Below are 21,653 nucleotides of genomic sequence, written 5' to 3'. Positions count from 1 at the left end.
CTGTAGAGGCGCTCGCTGTGGGCGAGGGGGCGAGAAGAGGGGGTGCCGTGGGAGCAATCGACCGAGCTAATCGAATCAGCATTGAAATTTCGGGTAGCCGAATTTCCTTGTGTGCAAGAAAAGGTGGGGCAATGCGAGAGGGGTGCCTGAGGGGAGGTGAATCCCTTTGGTGGTGTGAAACGGCTCCTAGTGGATCTGCCTCTTTGCTTCGCGCGTCTCTCATAGGCCCGTATTCCTTGACGGGTTTCGTCTTGGGAAAATGTCATTCTCGTCATAGTGGGCTTGGCTTGTCTCGCCTCGTTATTTCCTGAGTGTGAAGAGCTTGTCTGACATTTGTTTGTCTGACATCTATAGTCCGTGTGGGGAATTGTGGGAGTTTCCGTGCCTCTTGTCCTATTCTCTTCCTGCTTGAGGTGCTCATGATCGCAAAATCCTCGAAGTGTTCGCGCCTTTTTCTGCAGGGTGTGGGGCAGTGGGGCAAAGTCGAAGACTTTGAGGTGCGCCTTGAAAGCGGGCGTTGGCTGAGGGACTTCGGTGTGTGTGATTATCCGCGCAACTGCCAAGCATGATGCTGAGCGTGCGCCAGGCTCTGCCTCCTGGTCTGGGATGCCGTCTGAGGCGAAATCGGGAAAACTCGCTTTGATGAGGGGTTTTCCTCATATCTGAAGAGTGTGTCGGGGGTGTGAAGGAGTTGGAGCCGCAACGTGAGGTCTTCCCTTGGCTTGTCTTCTCGGCTTTCAGGGGCACGGGGTGAAGGGAAAATGTGAAGAATTGAGCTCCGAGTGTAGGCGACGAGCGCTTTTACCCCACAAGGGGTGGTGTGAATAGAGCAGCTGTGCGCGGGGCGCGAGGATCTCCTCAGAGCGAAAGGTGGCGCTCTTGTTGACGTGTCGGACTTCATTGACTCCTGAGCTTGCGTTGTGAATCCAGAAGCTGCGAGCGTTTCGAGAGAATGAATGAGTAGCGAATGGAATCCCAATGCGCCCCGCTATCCTCTTCCTCGAACTTTGAAGGACCAGGTAGTGATGGTCGAAAAAGGGGTGATTGTGTGGTGGTCAATACTTGAGAGCGCCTTTCCAAGGGGGTGAAATGTGGCTATGCTCGTGCTTGGAACATGAAACTAATCCATGTCTCAAGCCTGAAGAAAAGGAAATCATCGAATGAAGAAGACGCAGATTGTCCTCGTTGATGACATCGACGGTACCGAGGCCGTCGACACCGTCTCTTTCTCCTACGAGGGAGTCAACTACGAAATCGACCTCAACGAGGAACATATCCAGGAGTTCGCCGGGAGCATCTCGAAATGGATCGAAGCTGCCCGCCGCGTTGGTGGACGCCAAGCGAAGAGGGGCAAGATCGGGCGCGGACGCGGGGCAAGCGCATCCAAAGCCGGCCTGATTCGTGAATGGGCTCAGGGGCAAGGCATTGCCGTGAATGAGCGCGGACGCATCCCCGCCGAGATCGTCGCAGCCTACGAATCCGCTCACGCCTGAGAAAACCCGCCACACCAGCGGACACTAGTCCCTGGCGCGGATGCGTTCAGAAGGGAACAATGAGGTTATGACCTACACACTGGTACTGCTCCGCCACGGCGAGAGCGAATGGAATAAGAAGAACCTCTTCACCGGCTGGGTTGACGTGCCGCTCAGTGAGAAGGGTGTTGAAGAGGCCAAGCATGCCGGCGAACTCCTCCGAGAGAATGACGTCCTGCCTGACCTGCTCTTCACCTCTCTTCTGCGTCGCGCGATCAATACCGCGCACTACGCCCTCGACGCTGCTGATCGTCTCTGGATCCCGGTCGAGCGCTCCTGGCGCCTCAATGAGCGCCACTACGGAGCTCTCCAGGGCAAGAACAAGAAAGAGGTCCGCGACGAATACGGTGAGGAGCAGTTCATGCTCTGGCGTCGTTCCTTCGACATCGCTCCGCCCGCCATTGAAGCAGGTACCGAGTTTTCTCAGGACTCCGATCCTCGCTACCTTGAAGAGGTTCCCGCTTCCGAGTGCCTCAAGGACGTCATCGCCCGCTTCATGCCCTACTGGGAGTCGACTCTCGTCCCGGCCATCAAGACCGGCAAGATCGTGATGATTGGCGCCCACGGCAACTCCCTGCGCGCGCTCGTCAAGTACCTCGACGACATCAGCGATGAGGACATCATCGGCGTCAACATCCCGACCGGTATTCCGCTTGTCTACGAGCTTGACGAGGAGACCCTCAAGCCCGTCAAGAAGGGCGGCACCTACCTCGATCCCGAGGCGGAGGCGAAGATCGCCGCAGTCGCCAACCAGGGCAAGTGAGCTTCAGACACTGAAGTGAGTCGGCGTCGCTTGTGCATGCGCAAGCAAGGCTCCCCCGAGATTCTTCCTCGGGGGAGCCTTCGCATCTCTGCACGCCTCGTCCTCGTCCACAGCTGTTTTTCTGCATGAAAAGCCCAAAATGCGTGCGAATGATAAAATGAGGATCGCTATTCGCAAAAAACGGGAGTTCTTTCATGTCGTTCGAAATCGGTCAGACGGTCGTATACCCGCACCACGGGGCAGCAACGATCGAAGAGATCTCCACGCGCAAAATCCGCGGCGAAGAACGCATGTATCTCACACTGCGCGTCAATCAGGGCGATCTGACGATCCAAGTGCCCGCCGACAACGTCGATCTCGTCGGAGTGCGCGACGTCGTGGACGAGGACGGCCTCGAAGAAGTTCTTTCAGTCCTGCGCGCTCCCTACATTGAAGAGCCGACGAACTGGTCACGCCGCTACAAGGCGAACCAGGAGAAGATCGCCACCGGCGACATCGTCAAGGTCTCCGAAGTCGTTCGCGACCTGACCCGTCGTGATGACCAAAAGAAGCTTTCCACCGGTGAGAAGCGAATGCTGACTAAGGCTCGGCAGATCCTTACCTCGGAACTCGCTCTCGCTCGCAATATCGACAAGGCCGCAGCGGCTGAACGCCTGGATGAGGTCCTCGCGGAAGGTCGCGTCGAAGAAGAGCCCACCGAAGGGTGAAAGCCGGGGCTTTCGCCGTTTTGACGGCAGCCGGATCGGGGACCCGACTCGGCTGTAACGGTCCTAAGGCTCTCGTCGAAGTCGGCGGCGTTCCCATGCTTGTCCGAGCTGCTCAAGGACTCGCCGCAGCCGGAGTTGCGGGAATCATCGTCACTGCTCCTACTGAACAGCTTGAGTTCTTCTCCGCCCTCTTCCCGAACGCTCGAACCTCAGGGGGCGTCCCCGTCGAGGTCGTCGCGGGCTCTCCTGCTTCTCGTCAAGCCTCCGTCGCATGCGGGCTTGCCGCCCTCCCCGGATTTGCCGAGCGGATCGGCCTTGCTTTTGGTGAGGACACTCCCGTCCTCGTCCATGATGCGGCTCGTTGCCTGACCCCGCCTGAAATGATTGCGCGAGTCGTCGCGGCAGTTGAAGCGGGGCACAATGCCGTCATCCCCGCGATCCCCGTTACCGACACCCTCAAGGAAGTCGGCCCGCGCACGCAAGCGGGTCCGCGCGAGGAAGTCGGCTCCAGAACGGAAGAGGGCCTGCACAAGGAAGTTGGTCCGTGCGAGCAAGTCGGTCCGCACACGGAAGCCGACCTCCTCAAGGAAGTTGGTTCGCGCACGGAGGGCACCGCCCGGCAAACCCAAGTTTCCGGGGCAGCGTCGCTGCATGCCCCTTTGGAAGTCACTGAGACTAGCGTCATTTCAGTGCGGCCAGTTGTGGCAACTCCAGATCGTTCACGTTTCGCCTCCGTGCAGACCCCCCAGGGCTTCACCTGGCAGACCCTGCGCCGCGCCCACGAGTGTGCAGGTGAACGGGCGAATAGTGAAAAGACTGCCGCGACCGATGACGCTGGTCTGGTCGAAGCGATGGGAGAGCCCGTGGTCGTCGTCGATGGAGATGCGCTCGCATTGAAGATCACGACCGCAGTGGACCTGGCTCTCGCTGAGCTGCTCGTCGACTCCTCGCTCCGATAGAGAGCCTCCCCATTCCCGCGGGCGTCGACTGACCCTGACTGAGTGCGGCCACTGCAATCTTTGCTGCCGTCTATCCGAGAGGGCGTGGACCGGCCGACGCTGAGAAGCCAAGAAATCCTTCCGACCCGTCGAGCAACGGCACAAGACATCCATCGTGTGGGCAAGAGGAAGAAGAGTCGTATCAAGAAGCGGGAAAATGCTTCCGTCATGCCGAGAGCGGCGAAAGCAACTCCTCCGGGGAACGCCACAGATCCTTTCAAGGTGTGAATGAGGTGGAAGCAGGCCTGGCCGTGATACTTTCCAGGGGACCGCAATCGCGGAGAACTCATCTAGGAGTAGAGCATGTCCTCCACACCCGCGTCTTCGGGTCCTGCGAAGACGAAGATCCTAACCCGCCCCATCATCGAATGGGCCCTCTGGGACTGGGGATCAGCAGCCTTCAACGCAGTCGCAACAACCTTCGTTTTCTCGGTGTACCTCACGGGCACAGACCGTTTCGCCCCCGGTGGCGAAGCCTCCACCCACCTGTCGACCGGCCTGACAGTTGCCGGCATCATCATCGCCCTTCTCGCACCGATCACCGGTCAGCGGGCTGACCGACGCGGCAAAGGCGGTGTCTGGCTCGGATGGTTCTCCGCCCTCGTCTTTCTCTGCCTGCTCGGCATGTTCTTCGTCGCACCCGACTCGCCGATTGGCACAACCGGCGCGATGTGGATGGGCATCGGCCTGCTCGGCCTAGGCAACATCTTCTTCGAGTTCGCCTCCGTGAACTACAACGCGATGCTCAACCACCTCACAACCAAAGAGAACATGGGCCGAGTCTCGGGCCTGGGCTGGGGTTCGGGCTACGTGGGCGGCATCGTCCTCCTGCTGATCCTCTACCTCGGGCTCATCGGCCCGAACATGTTCGGCGTGCCGACCGAGAACGGGATGGCGGTCCGCATCTCCATGGTGATCGCCGCCTTCTGGTTCGGACTGTCCGCTCTGCCGGTCGTCCTGCGCCCGCCCAAACCTGCCGTCATTCATGAGGACACCGGTGAACGCGAATCCCTCCTCGACTCCTACAAGCTCTTGTGGGGAACGGTGAAGTCCCTCAAGCGCGAAGCGCCCCACACTCTTGCCTTCCTCATCGCTTCCGCAGTGTTCCGTGACGGTCTCGCCGGAGTTTTCACCTTCGGCGCGATTCTTGCGGGCACGGCCTTCGGTTTCTCCTCCGGTGACGTCATGATCTTCGCAATCGCAGCGAATATCGTCGCCGGGCTTGCGACGATCGCTTTCGGAGCGCTCGATGATCGTTTCGGTCCGAAGGCCGTCATTGTGGCGTCACTGGTGTTCATGGTCGCCTCCGGATTGGGCGTCTTCTTCCTCCACTCCTACGGGAAGGTCGTCTTCTGGTCGCTCGGCTTGGTGCTCTGCGTGTTCGTCGGACCGACCCAGTCGGCATCGCGTTCCTTCCTCGGTCGGATCATCCCCAAGGGGCGCGAGGGCGAGGTGTTCGGTCTCTACGCCACGACCGGACGAGCCGTGTCTTTCTTGGCACCCCTCATGTACGGGGTGTTCCTCAAGATCGGTCAGGCCTTCACTCCGGCCGGTCAGGACTTCACCTACTGGGGCATCCTGGGCGTCATCCTGGTCCTGCTGGTCGGCTTGTTCCTCACAATCCCCGTCAAGGCGCAGGCAGCGCACCTCGACCACCTCGAGGGCTGAGCGCTTCTCTTCCTTGGCCTGGTGTCGCCTGCCGCTTGGCCTGTCTTCCGTGCCTGATTTCTTCGTGAGTGGAGGGTTTAGCGGGCGGTCTGGTCGTATCTTCTTCGTGAGTGGAGGGGTTGGCGACAAAAGGAGGGGTTATATCCCCTCCACTCGTCGCCAACCCCTCCTTTTACTGAGGGGGCGAGGCGAGCACAAGGCGAGTGCAGGAGGAGCGACAAGGCTCTCGGCAAGAGCCCTCCCTCATTCGCCTCACATGTCAGGTGAGCGCAGAACCACGACCGCGTTCGAGCGTTTCCCGGCCTCATGATCCTTCGACGCGGGCACATCCTCCCAGCGTTCTTCTGCGACTTGAATCGTCCAATCCTGCGTCAGCATCCCCGTCGAGCGAAGCGAATCGAGGATCTGCGCCGCTGTGTAAGTGCGGCCTCCGTTGCGGTGCCACGGCGGATTCACCGTGTGCACATTCACGAGGATGATTCCGCCGGGCTTGAGGCGCGACGCCTGCTCGCTGATGAGCGCAGCAAGATCGACTCCGCTCCCATCCTTGTTGCCGTGCACGAAGAAGATGGTGACGAGGTCGAAGAGGCCCTCGATATGGAGGGCTCTCGCGTCGCCGACGAGCCCTGTTGCCCGATCGGCCGCCCCGATTCGGTGGGCTCCATCAAGGAAACGCGCGATCGCGGTGGCTGAGAAGTCGACTCCGACGACCTGCCAGCCGCGCTCAAGCAGGTACAGCAGATCCGTTCCTTCGCCGCAGCCGATATCAAGGGCGCGCCCCGGGGTCAGAGGCGCAGCGAACTCGGGTAGCAACTCGTTCACATCTTCGGACCAGAGGCGCTGAGTGGAGGCGTAGCGCTTCTCCCATGCGAACATTGAATCGCTTCCAGTCATCGGCTTCGGGGCACCGACCTCGTCAAGATGAGGGGAATGATCGTCGTGCTGGGTGTGCGAGTCGGACAGCTGTTCGTTATTCATGGAGTCCTTAAGGATCGAAGAGCGGGCAAGCGTGTAGAGCGCAGGAGCGACAGAGTCGTCGCGCGCAGAATCATTGTGTACGTTCATGTCGTGGCCCGCTCGCCGTAGGTTCCCCTTCTCGGCTTGCAGCCTGTCTATTCAGACTTCGGCTTATGGCGGGTGAGTGAGGCTTCGGTCCGCACGGCTTGGCTAGGACCTGGCCTGTGCCGGGTGAGTCAGGCCCTCGCTTATACCGAGCGGCTCAGGCTTCGGCCCGTACGATTAGTGCCACCGCAGACGCCGCCAAGCCCTCGCCTCGGCCAGTGAATCCAAGCCCATCCGTCGTCGTCGCGCTCACCTGGACGGGTGCTCCGATGATCTGCGACATGCGCTCGCAAGCCTCGGGAAGACGCTTCGCCATTCGAGGTTTCTTCCCGATGACCTGCACGGACACATTCCCGATGCACCAACCGGCCTCGCTGAGCATACGGCAGACCTCGCGGAGAAATTGTTCACCGGAGGCTCCGCGCCACTGCGGCCGATCGGTGCCGAAAACCGTGCCCATCTCACCCAGGCCCGTCGCCGAAAGGAGCGCATCGCACACTGCGTGCGCCGCAACATCACCATCCGAATGGCCTTCCAGGGGAGTTTCTCCCGGCCATTCCAAACAGGCGAGCCACAAAGATTTGGCGGCTCGGCTGCTCTCCTCGTCGGGGGTGTCGAGGGCGGTGCCGCTGCTCTCCAGGCCTGTCGAGGAGGCCTTGTCGGGTTCGCTCTCCTTGGCAAAGGCATGCACGTCAATTGCCTGGCCGACGCGGAAAGGAATGGGACTGCTTGAATCGCTCATGAGCTCAGGGTAGTGGGATCTGCGCTCTGACAGGGGACGAGGACGGGGGCGGGAGGGCATGAAGGCGCTGTCTCCAGGCCATCTGCGGACGGGAAGGAAGAGCTGCGCCCCGTTGACGTATTCGCGGGGGCCATCGAGGCCACCTGCGGAGGGGAGAGAAACGCGGGCAAGAGTGCGGGGAGTGAAAGGAGGGAGGGGGCGCGCGAAGAGGGGAATAGAAGGGGGCAAGGAGGGGAATAGAAGGTAGGGAGTGCAGGTATGACGTGATGAGACAGGGGTAAGGGCAGGGGAAGAAAGAAAAGAGGACACAGCGGAGGGTAAAGATGGAACGCAGCTCCGAGAGGTGCGAGAGGAGACGAGAGAAGGATACGAAGGAGAGCCTCGCCGGGAAGTAGGGGTGAGGAGCGATGTGCAGGGTATTGGGGGATCGGCGCTTGAGAGGCTCGTGAGGAGTGGGAGCGATGCGCAGGGTATTGAAAGGCCGACGCTTGAGAGCCTCGCGAGGAGTTGGAGCGAGGCATGAGGATACGAAAGATACAGCACCGGGGGAAGCGAACGTTTCTTGGACGCTTGAGCCCGAGCGTCTCGGCCCCGATAGGATCGGCGCGTGCGCTACATCTCGACACGTCATGATGCCACCACGCAGGCCCGCCCCTTCAGCGACATCCTCCTCGAAGGACTCGCCCCCGATGGGGGCCTTTACCTGCCCGAAGAGTATCCGCAGCTCAGTGCCTCCGACCTTGAGGAGCTCAGAGAGATCCTCCAAACGAAGGGCTATGCGGCTCTCGCGGCGAAAATCCTCGCCCTGTTCATCGACGACATTCCCGTCGAGGACCTTGACGGCATCGCTGCTCGCGCCTACTCGACGCCCGCGTTCTCGACCTCGGAAATCGTGCCGGTGACCCGATTGGAGTCGGGCACCTGGATCGCCCACCTGTCCGAAGGGCCGACTGCAGCGTTCAAGGACATGGCGATGCAACTCCTCGGTGAGCTCTTCGAATATGAGCTCGGGCGCCGCGGCGACTGGCTCACCATCGTTGGAGCGACCTCCGGGGACACTGGCTCCTCCGCCGAGTATGCGTTACGAGGACGCCCGGGCCTGTCCGTCGTCATGCTGACCCCTGCCGGGCGCATGACTGCTTTCCAGCGTGCTCAAATGTTCTCCCTCATGGACGAGAACATCATCAATGTCGCCGTTGACGGGGTTTTCGATGACTGTCAGGACCTCGTCAAGGCCGTCAATATGGATGCCGACTTCAAAGCCGCGTGGCATCTTGGCGCCGTCAATTCGATCAACTGGGCGCGCCTGCTCGCCCAGGTCGTTTACTACATCGCGACCTGGCTTCGGGTGACGAGCGCGCGCGGTGCACAAGGTGAAGGAGCGCCACGGCCGGAGGATCGTGCCACCCAGGACAAGCGCGGCACCCAGGAGGAGTGCAGCACCGCGGCAGGGCACGCTATCCAGCAGGATCCTTCACCCCAGGGGGATCGCGTTCCCTCGGATGAGCGCATCAACGTGGTCGTCCCCTCTGGCAACTTCGGCAATGTCTGCGCCGCCCACATCGCCCGCTCAATGGGCCTGCCCCTGGGCGCCCTCGTCGTCGCAACGAACGAGAACGACGTCCTCGACGAGTTCTTCCGCACCGGCGTGTACCGGCCGCGATCCTGCGAGCAGACCCTCGAGACCTCCTCGCCCTCAATGGATATCTCCAAGGCCTCGAACTTTGAGCGCTTCATCTTCGACCTGCTCGGTCGCGACGCCGAACGAGTCGCCGATCTTTTCGGGCGGGCGCTCACTGAGGAGGGCTTCTTCGACCTGTCCGGCACTGAGGAGTTCGCGCGCCTGCGGGAGACTTACGGCTTCATCTCGGGCTCTTCCACGCACGCGGATCGTCTCGAGGAGATTCGCCGCACCGAGGACGAGGACGCCTACCTGCTCGACCCGCATACTGCCGATGGCATGCATGTTGCTCGTTCGCTCGCCGCTTCCCTGGAGGGGCCGCTCGTCGTTATGGAGACCGCTCTGCCGGTGAAATTCGCTGAGACGATCCTCGAAGCGACAAGTCATCTTCCGCCGGTGCCTGAAAGGTTCGAGGGGATCGAGGGCGGGCAGCAGCGCGTCGTCGATCTGGCGAACGAGGTCGGGGCGCTCAAAGCGTTCATCGAAGCCCGAGTTCGCGTCGACGCCTGAGCGCGAGGCACTGCGCGCCCCCCGCGTGGGGGGCGGGATGCGCGCCCGGGTGGACCCCAGGTTCTGCGGATTGGTCACGTCCCCTCGTGAGGGTGGGATGTCTGTTTTTTTCGTGGCATCCGGCGCGGTCGGCGAGTCACGTCCCGTCGTGAGGGTGGGATGCACCTAGCGTCTAATGCGCGGAAACTGCCTGGAATCACGGCCCCGAGTGAGGGGGATGTGTGTCCGAGTGGGGCGCGGATGGATTCTCGGGCGGGCCCACGAGCTGCCCAGTGTCGACACCCCCGCCACGCCCCCCGCGAGGGTATGGTGCGTCGCGGCAACCCGGGGCCGTCCATCACTACACGGCCCCTTCGTGAGCTTGGGGCGCGATGCTGTGCGACACGCGAATGGGCGCCTTTCATGCATCGGATCAATAGCTCGTGGATCAATACCGCGAGGACCACTACTGCGCGGGTCAATACTGCGGAGACCACTCCCTCGCGGATCAATACTGCGAGGCGGCGAGCCAGGCGCGAGCGAGGGCCTCACTGTCCGGCTCCCAGGTGCCGTCGAAACGTCGACTACCCTCATGCGTCGCATCCTTCAGGGAAGAGAGCAGCTCAGAGGCGAAAGGGGCTCCGACTGCGCGGACCCAGGCAGTATCGCGTTCAAGGACAGGCGAGGAGAGGACGGAAGGGCCCGCATCGAGAACACGCTGACACCAGCGCTGCAGCACTGCGCGCACTTGGGCAAAACCGGACACCTCTCCCGCCGAGTCGGCGCCTGCGGCATCAAGCCCGCCAGGCTCATCCGCATCGCCCCCGGCAAGCGCGCCCTCGGCACCCGCCGAGTCTGTGCCCTCCCCATCGACCTCGGGAAGCACACCCGCCCAGGAACGATCGACAGCGTCAAGACCCGGCCACCACACGCCACCGAGCTCATCGGGCACGTAGATGACGCCATCAAGCACGAGCATTCCCAGCAACTCCTCGTCGCGCACGAGGCAGCGGACCCGGGTGCCAAGCGCCGCCCCGAATAATTCCGTCGCCAGGCCCGCCCCGAGCGAGCGTGCGGCGGGCAGCAGGGACAAGAATCGCCCGTCCACGACAAGACCACTGCGATCACCGCCGAGGATCGCACCCTCGACGATTTCGTAGGGAGCGGGAACCGACTCCCATCCGGTTGATTCGGCGCCGAGGGAGGCTCGCACCTTCGAGCCCGCTCCCAGGCGACCGTCGGCACGCGCCGTGGCTCCGGAGACGAGGATGCGGTGGCGAGAGAGGAGCCGGATTGGGGCAGATAACTCACGCCAGACGGGTTCGACGCGGTAGGCGCTTTCAACGTTCGCCGCATCCCCCGGCCGCATTCGCGCAACAGACCAGGTTCTGCCTGACGCATCCACGAAAGTCGCCTCGACCCCGGCGAAACCCGAGGCTGTGATGATGGGAGCTGCGAAGAGGGGAACTAGGGATAGCCCCCCGACCTCGCGATAGGCTCCGCGTGCTTGGCCGAGCAGCGCACTCGCGTCCTCTTCGGGTCCGAGGCGGGACAGTAGATGCAGATTGACGAGGGCGGAGGCGAATGCCGATGCCCGCAGCTTCGGTGGGGCTGAGAGATTCTGGTAGTACGCCGTGAGCGCCCGGTCTGCGGTGACGAGGCCTGCGGAGCGCAGCCTGTGAAGATCGCGGGCGAGCATCGAGCGATGCAGCGCCCCCAGGTGCGTGGATCCGAGTTGCAGGATCTGTGCGAGATCAGCGAGGACGAGGAGGATGGTGTCGCGTTGAGCGGCGGACACGGGAGCACTCGCGCCTGGGGCTTGTGCCGGGCGCGTACTCGGGGTTTTCGCACTGCCTGCGCGTGGTGTCTTCGTAGAGCCCGTGTCCGAGGTGCCGGGAGCTTTAGCTCCAGGAGTCGTGGGTCCCTCCATTCCCGGGGCTTGTGCCGGGCTCGCGTCCGGAGTTTTCGTGCAGCCCCTAGTTGGTGTCTTCGCCTCGTTCGTACCCGGGGTCTTCGCAGCACTCGCGCCTGGGGAAGCAGACTCTCTTGGGTCTGAACCTCTCAGAGCCTCGCTGCTTTCAGGCGCAGCGCCGACACCTCTTTCAACCCCAGCGTTGGGGCCGCTTTCAGCCCAAGCGCCGACACCGTTTTCATTCGCAGCTCCAACACCGCTTTCAGCCGCAGTATCGCCGCTCTGAGCTGCGAACTCGGCAGGAACATCCAAAACAGCTCCCCGCTCCTCCTCTGCCTCAGTCCCCTCCTCAGTCTCAGTCCCATCGGCGAGCTCCAAGCTCAAAGCGACCACCGCACGATGAGCGCAGCGCGGCGCCAACAGGCAATCGCACACGATCTCGTCCTCGTCGCACAACACATCGACCTTGGCGATCCGCACCGTCGACTGGCCGAAAAGCGTCTGAACTCCGACCTCCACGCCATCGGCGAGATAGGCGTCAACTCTCTTGCGCACTCGCGGTGTCAAGGCATCGACGATGGAGGACAGGAGCAAAGGGGCGATCCGAGTCATGAGTGCTCCCGAATGACTGTGCCCACCCAACGGGCCAGATCAAGCGGCGACACCGCCGCGACCCGCATGCCCGTGGCAGCAACCCGGGAGGCAACCCCGACGTTGTAGACGCCCGTGCCTGAATCGTTGAGCGCCGCACAGCCGAGCATCGTCACCCCCGATGCCGCCAGCGCCCCGACCTCGTCGAGGAGCGCATCGAGAGGGCCTCCCTCGTCAAAATCCGATACGAGGACGAGCAGTGTCCGTGTCGGCACGCGTAGGCGTGAGCGAGCCAGGCGAAGCGCCCCGGCAATGTCCGTGCCGCCTCCGACCTCAACCTCCATGAGCAGCGCCAGGGGATCATCAACTCGGCCCGTGAAGTCGATGACCTCGGTGTTGAAAGCGAGGAAGTCCACTGACAGGCACGGGGATTGAGCGAGGATCGCGGCGACGAGGGCGGAGTAGACGACCGACTCCGACATGGAAGCGGACACGTCGACCGTGAGGATGAGATGCCAGTCGGATTCTTGTGCCTGCGTCGAATGGAACACCGGGTGAACGGGGATGACCTGGGGGCGCCCGTCAATTGGTGCGACGTGGCGCAGGTTCGCTCGCAGCGTCCGGTCCAGGTCGAGACTGCTCGTGCGCCGCCGCGTTGGCCGCCCCCTCGCCAGGCCCGTCAGTGCCGGGCGCAGTCTCACAGCAAGTTCTTTCGACAGTTCGGACACGAGTCGGGCGACCAGTGGACGCAGTTTCGCCAGGCGAGCCTCCGGTAGGGAACCGGTCAGGGACAGTGCAGTCGTCAACAGTTCGATGGAGGGGCGCACGGACTGCGGGGAGAGGCGCTCCAACAGATCAGCCCGCCCCCGGGTTGCGGCCTCGCCGAAGATCTCCTCGATCTCTGCGTGCCCGAAGAGCGCATCAATCTCCGTTTCCCATTCGCGCACGCCCAGCTGCGAGGGACCATAGGAGGCGTTTCGTCGGCGCGCATCAAGGGCATCGGCGGCGGGCCGTCCGTACAACTCATCAAGGGCGGAAGCCATGCGCCGACCCTGCGGTGACAGGCCCATGCGCTGCGTGCCGAGGATGAGTCGCCATCTTTCATCCGGGCTGAAGGACACATCCGCCAAACTCAGGGCGCTCAGACGCTTCCGCGCCCCCGTGTCGGCTTGTGTGATGGCGATGACCTGCTCGGCAGGAAGCTCAAGGCTGCGCGCCCGCCCCAAGTTCGGTGCGAGGTCGGCGAGGAGGCGTTCGCGAGAGTCCTGGTCGAAACAGTCGAAGCCGCCGCGCAGGGCCGGAAGGGCCGCAACGAAGTCGGCGTCATCAATGGCGTTGATCCGATCAACGAGGGCGAGGGCGGCGGGGGCCGTGTCAAAACGCGAGCCCGCTGCGATGAGCAGGCCAACGAGCCTGCGGCGCAGGACCCGCCTGGCCTGAGGGGTGGAGGCGTTGAGCCAGGAGGCGATGTGGAGCGCGGCCTCGTCCTCGTCAATGAGGAGCCCCGCAGACGCGCCCTGCATGAGGGGCGAGCCCGCAGATCTTAGGTGTGTGAGGGCCGCATGGAGGGAGAGCGGATGTTCGGCGCCGATCGTGATGAACGCGGCGAGGGCGGCAGCGTCTCCGGGCTCGTCAGAGCCTTCGATGCCACGGATTTCACGGATGGCGGCCGTGCCGAAGAGATCAGCGGCAGTGGCGGCCCTTTCGCGCAGCGGCGCGTCAAGGAGGGAGGCTCCGGGAATGTTCTCTCGGGCCACGTCGCTCAGGGCGAGAGTGAAGGACACGGCCTCGGCGAAGGACACGCTCGCGGTCATGCGAGTAGCGAGCTCGAGTGCTCTCTCAAGGGGTGCGGGGCAGGCGCAGGCGCTGGATTCGCGCAGGAGTCGCACGATGTCCACCGCGCCCTCGACCCGCCGGGTGAGCAGAGCCGTTGATGCGATCTGTTCGACTGTGAGCCCACGGATGGAAGCGAGTTCGATGCTCGCCTCAGTGGCGGCAGTCCACTGCACGCGCCAGGTCTGTGCAAGGGCTTGCGCTCCCCGGGTCGTGCTCCGCTCTTCGCTGTGGCCGTAGACGACTCCGCCTGCGCGCAATCGGTGCATGAGGATCGAGCGTTTGAGGTCGAGGGTGCTGCGTTCGGGTACGAGGTCGAGCTCCTGGGCGCCTTCAAGGGGGAGGCGCGCCGCCTCAATCTCGGCTCGCACGGCTTCGAGCAGGGGAGATTTCGGGACAGAAGGATCGACTCGTCCCGTCCTCGTGCCGATGAGGACGCGTTCGAGGGCGTCGGCCACTGCTCTGCCCCGTCCGAGGATTTCCCCTTGGGCGAGGACGGAGGTGACCGCTTCGACGAGTTCGCGCCGTGAGGGGGCAGCCAGGTTGCGCAGGGTCGCGAGGTCGAGGGCGATGCGTGAACATTCTGCGGCTTCTGCGGGGCCTGCGGGGTGTCCGGCTTCGCGCAGTGCCCTCGTGATGGAGGTGATGACGGAGGCGACTTCGGCGCGCAGGCGCTTAGGGTCGAGGCCCGATTCGTAGACGAGTTGTTGCCAGCCGGGGTCGCGGATGCCGGATGGGTAGCCGGAACGCGAGTCGAGGTGGTCGAAGGAGTAGGCGACGAGACAGGAGCGCACAGGAGTGTGCTGCGTGCGCGCAGGGAGCGTCGCAGCCTCGGAGGAGCCGTGTTCCCCAAGCGGAATGTTCACAGCCACAGGGGTGCAAGATGCGGTGTCTTGTGGAAGGGGGAGAAGAGCGGGGGCGTGGAAGGCTCCGACGAGTGCGGCGACTCGGGTGCCGGAAGAGATTTCGGGGGCGAGGGCGGCGCGCATCCATTGTTCGCGCTCGAGGCTGTCCTCGTCTGTTTCTGCCTCATCGACGCGCATCGCCCATCCGTGCGCGAGGGCGGCGACGCGGATCTGCTCGGGGGTTGAAGAGGGTGCGCGAGCTTCGACGAGGCGATCCCAGGATTCGGCTGAATCCCCATCTTCGGCGCGGGCCGCAGCTTCGAGGGCTTTTCGGCCCCGAGAATCGCCGGAGGCGGGGGCTGGTACCTGGCTGCCCTTGGCCTCCTCACGGGGGTCGCTTTCTTCCCGGAGTGCGCCGAGCTCCATCTCATGATCGGCTGCTCCGGCTGGCGTCTCCCCACTCGGTGTCTCGCCTGTTCCCGGACCTTCGCCTGGAGGGGATTTTTCTTCTCGGGCCGCAATGGGCCGGTCAATGCACAAGACCCGAACCCCGCGCGCCGCCGCCCAGCGCAGGGCGGCGAGTTCGGGCGAGAAATCCGCGAAGGGGTAGAAGCTGAGATCCTCACCTTTGCTGAATGCGAGAGCAACCGGGGCGATAGTGTGTGCGCTGCTCAGCTGTGAGAGCCATTCATCTGCCTCAGCAGGAAGTTCAATGGCGAGCACATCGGGGGCGAAGTCGTCGAGCATCGCGGGGATACTCGCGGCCAGCACAGGGGAGTGATGGCGCACACCGATGAGGAAAGGTTCGCGGCATGCCGCGAGCGCCGACACCTGTTCGCGCGCATCGACCTCGTTCCTCATGTTCCCAGATTCCATCGCGGTGTTGTGTGATTCGTCGAGCTTTTCGGCTTAGTCCTCAAGAGCGCTGCGAAGCTCCCAGAGCTGCGCCCAGGTGTGCCGTCCCTCGTTCGCGCGGCGTTTCACAGTCGAATCCCAGTAGGCGAGCAGGCGCGCCCCATCTTCAGAATCGTCCTTGCGGACCGCCCCGAGCAGTTGACCGGGAATGAGTCGCACTCCGTCCTTCGCGTGCGGGAAGAACGCCCCGGCAAGGGCGATCGACCCGGAGATGGCGACCGCTTCAGCCGTCGACAGGACGGTTGAGGGTTTCTCGACGGCCCATCCTTCCTGGCTGATCCCGCTGCGCAGGTCACGGAACGCGGTGACAAGGGTTTCAACGACGACCTCGTCGACCTTCGCGGGCACTCCGGCTGCGCTGAGTGCCTGTTTCGTTTTCTCAGTGACGAGGGCGATCTCAGCCGAAGCATCGCAGATCGGGGCGACGGCCTCGAAGTTGAAGCGGCGTTTGAGGGCGGCGCTCATTTCTGACACTCCCCGGTCGCGCAGGTTCGCCGTCGCGATGAGACAGAATCCGGGGCGCGCGTGAATCGCATGCTCTCCGAGTTCAGGAATGGCAATGCGGCGTTCAGAGAGGATGGAGACGAGAGAGTCTTGGACTTCGGGCAGGCAGCGGGTGATCTCCTCAATGCGCGCGACCCGCCCACTTGACATGGCGGCGAGGACGGGGGAGGGGACGAGGGCGTCAACACTGGGGCCGCGTGCGAGGAGTTGGGCGTAGTTCCAGCCGTAACGCAATTGGTCTTCGGTCGTGCCCGCACTGCCTTGGACGGTTAGCGCTGAAGTGCCGCAGATGGCTGCGGAGAGCAGTTCGGAGAGCATCGACTTCGCGGTTCCGGGCTCGCCGACGAGGAGGAGGGCGCGCTCACCGGCCAGGGTGATGACGCAGCGCTCAACGAGGGAGATGTCGCCGACGAACTTGCGGCTGATTTTCAGCCGAGGGTTTCCACAGATGAAGGAGACGACAGCGGAAGGGGTCAGGCGCCAACCGGGAGGCTTGGGCCCCTCCTGGCGGGCGAGGAGGTCGAGCTCATCGGCGTACAGCATCTCCGGTGGGGGCACCTGCTGGGCTGTGTTCACCTCGGATACTCCGGGCGTGGAATCGCCGGGGGGTGTGCTCGTCGCCATGATTCCTCCTCGAAACCTTCTTCTCAGGGCCGGGTTGGTCCGGCGGCCTCATGGGCTCGTCGGCCCTCGCTCGCTCTTCCCTTCGACTGGGAGTCTATTCGCTTGTCGCGCTCTCGCCTGTGGCGGGAAGCCTATGCGCTCGTCGCGCTTTCGCCTGTGGCCGCGAGTCTATTCGCCCTCTCCCCTTTGTCCCTGAGAGGGAGTGGGGGAGAGGGTGAACATCTTCACCTGCTCAGCGCCTGCGGTAGCGGGTCGTGCGCAACTCCGTGTATCCGGGAACGTCCCCGTCCACGTAGCGCTGCCACGCATCCTCGAAAAGGCGCCCCAAGGGCACGAGCGGGACAACCACATCATGACGCGGAGTGACTTTCGTGGCATCCGTCAGATCGTAGAACGGGGCCTTCCAGACCTCCATCGGCTTATGAGGTGTGCTCGCCTCCTGCCAGCCTCCCGGAAGGAAAAGGCTCCTGCCCGCACGGGCGCGCTTCGCTTCGACGAGCAGCCCCGCCTCCAGCAGAGGGGCTGCCGCCGCGAGACGCTGCTTCTTCGACCAGGAGTTCCACGACTCGACGTTCTTGTCGCTGGGGAAGATCAGGGCGAGGATCTGCAGCCAGTAACGTGCCGAATCCTCGGGGACACCCAGGGACTTGGCCGCAGCGGACACGACCTCGGGTGCGGACACGAGCGGGTCACAAGCGCAGCCAGGGTGTGCGTTGACGAGGGCGTCGGCGATCTCGTCATAAACACCAATCACCACATCGAGGCGCTTGCGGATCCTTTGCAGCGAGTACTCGCCCTCGTCGATCGCGTCGAGCAGACGCCGATCCGCCGTGAAGTCTTTCGACCTGTTCGGATCATAGAAGACGGTTGGGTACGGGGCGTTCGTCATTGACCAGGGGCCGAGAGAATCGACCTGATCCGAGGGCGCGTTCTCGTCTACGGCGGGCAGGCCCAAGACGGTGCGCAGGCCGCTCCCATAGTCCTGCCACTCGACTCTCACGCTTCGGCACGCCGACTTCATCTGCTCGTACACTTGGGCGAGCCAGAGCGCGAAGCGGCTACCGGTCTCGGCCTGAGCAGCAGCCCACAGCCAGACATCAGGGTCGACGCTGTTCGGATCCTGACTGAGTTCGCGCAGTCGCCGCGCGCCGCCCCAGGGGAAAGCCGAATCCGCTGCGGCGAGAAGAGCACCTGGAAGATGGAAAACCTGCTCATTGCCCGACCAGGCGGCAATGACCGCTTCAACGTCGATCCCTTCATGCGCTAAACGCAGGGGGTCGGATGCACCTGCCTCGACGAGCCGCAGGAGTTCCTCAGTGCCGAGTCCACTGAGGAACTCCCTGCCTTCCCTCGCTTCGGCGACTTTCAAGCCGAGCAGGGTGCGCAGCTCCTTGTCGAGGAAGTTCGCCTCAGCCGAGCGGATGTTGGGCAGGCCCGCGAGGAACAAGGATGCGGCTGCTCTGGTCCACCCGGTCCCCTCAGCGAGGCGCGCGACCTTCGCCGGATCCCACTGGGGGGCGCCCTCGTCGAGGAGGACGCGGAACGCCTCGATGATCGTTTTGGCTTCAATGCCGCAGCCCCGGGTGATGAGGCTGATCGGAGCGCCGTCAACACTCTTGGGAACACCGCCCGAGGGGGAGAAGAAGCGCGTCTTGTCGTTACTGTTGTAAGCCCAGAAGGGACGGCCGGTGCCGATCAGGATTGCAGGGCCGGAGGGGGTGGTGAGGAGTCGCGCGGGCTCGGTGGATGATGGTCCTTCTTCGATCCCCGCCACCTCGAAAACACAGCACGAGGGCGAGTACAGGCCTTCATCAACGAGGTCCCCGAATGCTGCGGCCGCCTGACCCACGAACTCTTTCGAGGCGAGGGGACGGGTGACTGAGAACAGCAGAGCGATCGGTCGGGTGGTGAGGTGGGTGAAAGCACTCCCAACACCCGTCACCGCAAGCTCGGCTCCTCCAAGGCGCCGGGCCATGTTATGTAAAACGTCACGATCCGTCGTCAACGACCACTCAGTATTCGCCCAACCGAGCGCATCGCATGAGGCTTCCCATTCGGGGAAGCTCCTCGTCGGCTGTGCCTCTTGTGTTGTGCGCTCAAGCCCATCTTCGACGATTCGTTTGACGCGGGCCGTTGCCCATACGACGGAGTCGACGAGTGCATGACAGTCGGAACCGAGGAAACTCGCAGCCGCTGCCCGCGCCTCGTCGGTGAGGATCCTGCCGGGATCCACCGCCTCAGCATCCTCCGTACTGTCGGCGGTCGGAACGACTCTGAGAAGCTTTTCGAGCTGGGAGGGTGTCGCGTGGCGCAGCTTGTCACTTGCGGCCTCGTCGCGCACTCGGAACTGATTCCAGCCGACCTGGGGGACTTTGTGGAGGAGATGAGTGCCCCCTCGTGCGTCAGCCGCGGCGAACATGGGGGCGAAATCGTCTTCGCGCACGAGCTCCTCGCCCTTGATCAGCCAGTGCCCGCCCCCGGGGCGTGCCATGCGGCCTTTGAAGCGGTCCCAGCGTTCCTTCGGGTGCACTTGATGCCCGTTGGCGTCAATGTAGAGCGACTTCTCGTCCCTGCTCATTCGCAGCCACGCGTGTCGGCCATGGGCCGTCGAAACGCTGGAGTCGGCCGTCGTCGGGAAGACTGAGCACCAGATGATCGTGTGCTTTTCGAGTTCCCAGCCGTCGCGAAGGTAGGGCTCGATGAGTTCGGCGAGAGAAGCGGGCAGGGATTCGCGTCCCCTCTGACCCGTCGCGGGGTCGATTTCCCGGAAGGTGTCATCGAGACGCCAGTAGTGCTCGCCTTCACGAAGAACGAGGGCGCGGTCGGCGAAGGGGTCGCCGCCGTCGCCTCCGTGGACGAGGCGCTCACCGACGAGGCGCCCATCGTTGAAGGGCAGGGTCAAGGGGACGTCCGAGCCGCCGTAGTAGCGGATCGGCGTTGAGGTTCCCGGGTCGGTCGACCAGGTGAGGAAGTATTCCCAGTTCTTCCGGTAGGCGCAGGCCGTGGCTTCGCCTGCGAGCAGATAGTGCCAGTATTCAGCTTTGTCCGTTGCAGTGGGAGCGAAGGAGGCTTCGGCGATCCTCTTGTCGCCGTCAACCCAGATGATGTGACCATCGGCGGCGACACCGATCGCGGGGAAAGCCTCGTGGAAGGTGGTGTTCGTGCCGAGTTCGGCGGATGCAGCTTCCAGTTCAGGCCAGGTGTACTCGGTGAGGAAACCGTCGCGGAAAACATCGGCGAGGATTTCTCCGGCGTTGAGTCGCTCGACGAGAGCGCTGATCTGGCGTGGATACGCATCGAGACCGGCGGGGGTGAAGAGCGGGCTCAGGCGTCGTATTTCGCTGAGGACTTCTTGTGAGGTCGGGTGCTCACCGAGCGTGGACTCCGCCCAGCGTCCGAGCATCGTGCGGGCACCGGAATGGGAGAGGATGACGTCGAGATGGTCTGAGGCCGTCCTGCCGATTGTCCCAAGCACCAGGTGCGCGTGCTCGCTTTCGGCGAGGGCATCGAGGTCGGGGCGATCTCGCGTTTCCGCCCAGTCGGACAGGCTCAGGCGGTTGTAGTACGAGTAGGCGCCCGGAGGCACATCGAATTCGACTTTCGCCCCGGTGGACAAGAGCGCGTCGAGGAGTTCGGGTTGCAGGCCGAAGACGCGCTTGGACAAGGTGATGCTCTGCCCCTTGAGACTCTTCATTCTTCTGACGAGGAGGCTGAGCTTGCGCGGGTATCCGGCATTCCACTGGCTCTGGAGCATGCGCGTGTAGCGTTCGACCCATTCGCGGGCGTCGACTCGCCCGGCGGCGAGGTCTTCGCTCAAGCCGACGGAGGCGAGGATGTCGATCCACTCGTCGGATGGGACAGGACCCGGGGTGAGGGCAAGGAGTGCCTTCATGGTCGTGGGCTCTTGCGCGACTAAAACGGGGAGTGCTTTCTTGAAGCCCCTCCAGAAGGCCGCGGGCGCTTTGGACAGCGACGGGGAGGAAAGGACGGCACGCAGGAAGCGGGCGTGGACTTCCACAGGGTCCGCGTGGGCGGCTTTCGCGAGGCGCTTGAGGTCTGCGGCGAGCCCGCCGTAGGGCGGCATCCCGCCTTTGACACGGTCGATGTTGAGGGTGAGGAAAATGTCGAGGGCGCGTTCGGGTTCGTAGCGTTCGCACAGGGTTTTCGACTCGTTCGTCAGTTCTTTAGCGGTGATGGCCCCGGCGAGAGCGAATTCGAGGAAGGCCTTGGAGTTACGGTCTTCATCGACCTTGAGGCTGTGGACGCGCTCGGCTTCGCGCGCTTTGGAGAAGTACTGGGCTGCGTAGACGCGGTTGTCGAGGCGCAAGAAGATGCGGGCGGCCTCTTCGAGGAAGGTCGGAAGGAAATGCGGGGCGGAGTCGCCGAGCATTTTCGCCAGCTCGTCGAGGAGAAGCTTCGCATTTCCGGGCTTGGATTTGGCGGCTTTGGCGGCACGCTGCAGGTCGCCGACAAGGTTGAGGGCGTGGCGCGCATTCTTCGGGTCATGGATGATCGGCCAGGCGGGGAAGCCGATGGCGCGTTGACGCACGCGACCGATAGGGGTCTTCTGCCCGGGTGTGAAGCCGAGGGAAGTGAGGGTGATGTCCTCAACTTCGCCGAGGGCGTCGGGGGTGAGGCGCACGACGGTGCGCCCCTCAAGGGCGGGGTGGGCGTAGGAGTGGGCCGAGGCGGGGATAGTTCCGGGGGCGTCTGAGGAGATGATGCCACCGAGTTCGGCGGCTCGAGCTGGGGTGATCATGAGGGGTCCTTCAGGGCGTGTGCGCACG

Annotated in this window: 12 protein-coding genes; 6 read left to right on the top strand and 6 right to left on the bottom strand. The window is 63.5% G+C overall.

Translation table 11 applies throughout. The features are described 5' to 3' along the window. Positions 1 to 1,160: 1,160 nt before the first annotated feature. From FFA61_RS07965 to FFA61_RS07945, 5 genes are all read left to right on the top strand, one after another. Positions 1,161 to 1,493 (top strand): histone-like nucleoid-structuring protein Lsr2, encoded by a 333-nt coding sequence (locus tag FFA61_RS07965; RefSeq protein WP_005963199.1) that lies wholly within the window; start codon positions 1,161 to 1,163, stop codon positions 1,491 to 1,493. Between the two features lie 67 nt (positions 1,494 to 1,560). Beyond that, positions 1,561 to 2,295, top strand: a complete 735-nt coding sequence (locus FFA61_RS07960) for a phosphoglyceromutase (RefSeq protein ID WP_040313604.1) — start codon at positions 1,561 to 1,563, stop codon at positions 2,293 to 2,295. A 194-nt stretch (positions 2,296 to 2,489) separates the two neighbouring features. Then, entirely contained in the window at positions 2,490 to 3,002 is a 513-nt protein-coding gene (locus FFA61_RS07955) for a CarD family transcriptional regulator (RefSeq protein ID WP_005963204.1), read from the top strand. Further along, complete coding sequence (locus FFA61_RS09440) at positions 2,999 to 3,961, top strand: IspD/TarI family cytidylyltransferase (RefSeq protein WP_005963205.1); 963 nt, start codon at positions 2,999 to 3,001, stop codon at positions 3,959 to 3,961. Before FFA61_RS07955 ends, FFA61_RS09440 begins: the two co-directional genes overlap by 4 nt. Positions 3,962 to 4,303: 342 nt before the next feature. Next, entirely contained in the window at positions 4,304 to 5,668 is a 1,365-nt protein-coding gene (locus FFA61_RS07945; RefSeq protein WP_005963207.1) for an MFS transporter, read from the top strand. Between the two features lie 252 nt (positions 5,669 to 5,920). Here the strand turns inward: FFA61_RS07945 and FFA61_RS07940 are convergent, their stop codons facing one another. Both FFA61_RS07940 and ispF read right to left on the bottom strand, forming a co-directional pair. Beyond that, positions 5,921 to 6,733, bottom strand: a complete 813-nt coding sequence (locus tag FFA61_RS07940; protein ID WP_005963209.1) for a class I SAM-dependent methyltransferase — start codon at positions 6,731 to 6,733, stop codon at positions 5,921 to 5,923. Positions 6,734 to 6,887: 154 nt separating this feature from the next. Further along, positions 6,888 to 7,472: a 2-C-methyl-D-erythritol 2,4-cyclodiphosphate synthase gene (ispF, locus tag FFA61_RS07935; protein WP_040313990.1), complete on the bottom strand. Its 585-nt coding sequence runs from the start codon at positions 7,470 to 7,472 to the stop codon at positions 6,888 to 6,890. Between the two features lie 607 nt (positions 7,473 to 8,079). Between ispF and FFA61_RS07930 the strand changes: the two genes are divergently transcribed. Beyond that, entirely contained in the window at positions 8,080 to 9,663 is a 1,584-nt protein-coding gene (locus FFA61_RS07930; protein WP_005963213.1) for a threonine synthase, read from the top strand. A gap of 487 nt (positions 9,664 to 10,150) precedes the next feature. Here FFA61_RS07930 and FFA61_RS07925 read toward each other — a convergent pair whose 3' ends face one another. The 4 genes from FFA61_RS07925 to FFA61_RS07910 form a co-directional block, all read right to left on the bottom strand. Further along, positions 10,151 to 12,166, bottom strand: coding sequence for a hypothetical protein (locus FFA61_RS07925; RefSeq protein WP_005963215.1), 2,016 nt, complete (start codon positions 12,164 to 12,166; stop codon positions 10,151 to 10,153). Further along, positions 12,163 to 15,684, bottom strand: coding sequence for a DUF5682 family protein (locus FFA61_RS07920; protein ID WP_217495738.1), 3,522 nt, complete (start codon positions 15,682 to 15,684; stop codon positions 12,163 to 12,165). Before FFA61_RS07920 ends, FFA61_RS07925 begins: the two co-directional genes overlap by 4 nt. Before the next feature lie 48 nt (positions 15,685 to 15,732). Then, entirely contained in the window at positions 15,733 to 16,866 is a 1,134-nt protein-coding gene (locus FFA61_RS07915; protein WP_005963219.1) for an ATP-binding protein, read from the bottom strand. Positions 16,867 to 17,098: 232 nt separating this feature from the next. Next, complete coding sequence (locus tag FFA61_RS07910) at positions 17,099 to 21,625, bottom strand: hypothetical protein (protein WP_005963221.1); 4,527 nt, start codon at positions 21,623 to 21,625, stop codon at positions 17,099 to 17,101. Positions 21,626 to 21,653 lie beyond the last annotated feature (28 nt).

The sequence above is a fragment of the Schaalia cardiffensis F0333 genome (assembly GCF_005886435.1).
Classification (GTDB): domain Bacteria; phylum Actinomycetota; class Actinomycetes; order Actinomycetales; family Actinomycetaceae; genus Pauljensenia; species Pauljensenia cardiffensis.
The sequence above is the reverse complement of the archived record's forward strand: the minus strand, read 5'-3'. Positions and strand labels throughout refer to the sequence as shown.

Coding starts and splice junctions, on each gene's coding strand:
- FFA61_RS07965 (WP_005963199.1), top strand. CDS start 1,161: ATGAAGAAGACGCAGATTGTCCTCGTTGATGACATCGACGGTACCGAG.
- FFA61_RS07960 (WP_040313604.1), top strand. CDS start 1,561: ATGACCTACACACTGGTACTGCTCCGCCACGGCGAGAGCGAATGGAAT.
- FFA61_RS07955 (WP_005963204.1), top strand. CDS start 2,490: ATGTCGTTCGAAATCGGTCAGACGGTCGTATACCCGCACCACGGGGCA.
- FFA61_RS07945 (WP_005963207.1), top strand. CDS start 4,304: ATGTCCTCCACACCCGCGTCTTCGGGTCCTGCGAAGACGAAGATCCTA.
- FFA61_RS07940 (WP_005963209.1), bottom strand. CDS start 6,733: ATGAACGTACACAATGATTCTGCGCGCGACGACTCTGTCGCTCCTGCG.
- ispF (WP_040313990.1), bottom strand. CDS start 7,472: ATGAGCGATTCAAGCAGTCCCATTCCTTTCCGCGTCGGCCAGGCAATT.
- FFA61_RS07925 (WP_005963215.1), bottom strand. CDS start 12,166: ATGACTCGGATCGCCCCTTTGCTCCTGTCCTCCATCGTCGATGCCTTG.
- FFA61_RS07920 (WP_217495738.1), bottom strand. CDS start 15,684: ATGAGGAACGAGGTCGATGCGCGCGAACAGGTGTCGGCGCTCGCGGCA.
- FFA61_RS07915 (WP_005963219.1), bottom strand. CDS start 16,866: ATGGCGACGAGCACACCCCCCGGCGATTCCACGCCCGGAGTATCCGAG.
- FFA61_RS07910 (WP_005963221.1), bottom strand. CDS start 21,625: ATGATCACCCCAGCTCGAGCCGCCGAACTCGGTGGCATCATCTCCTCA.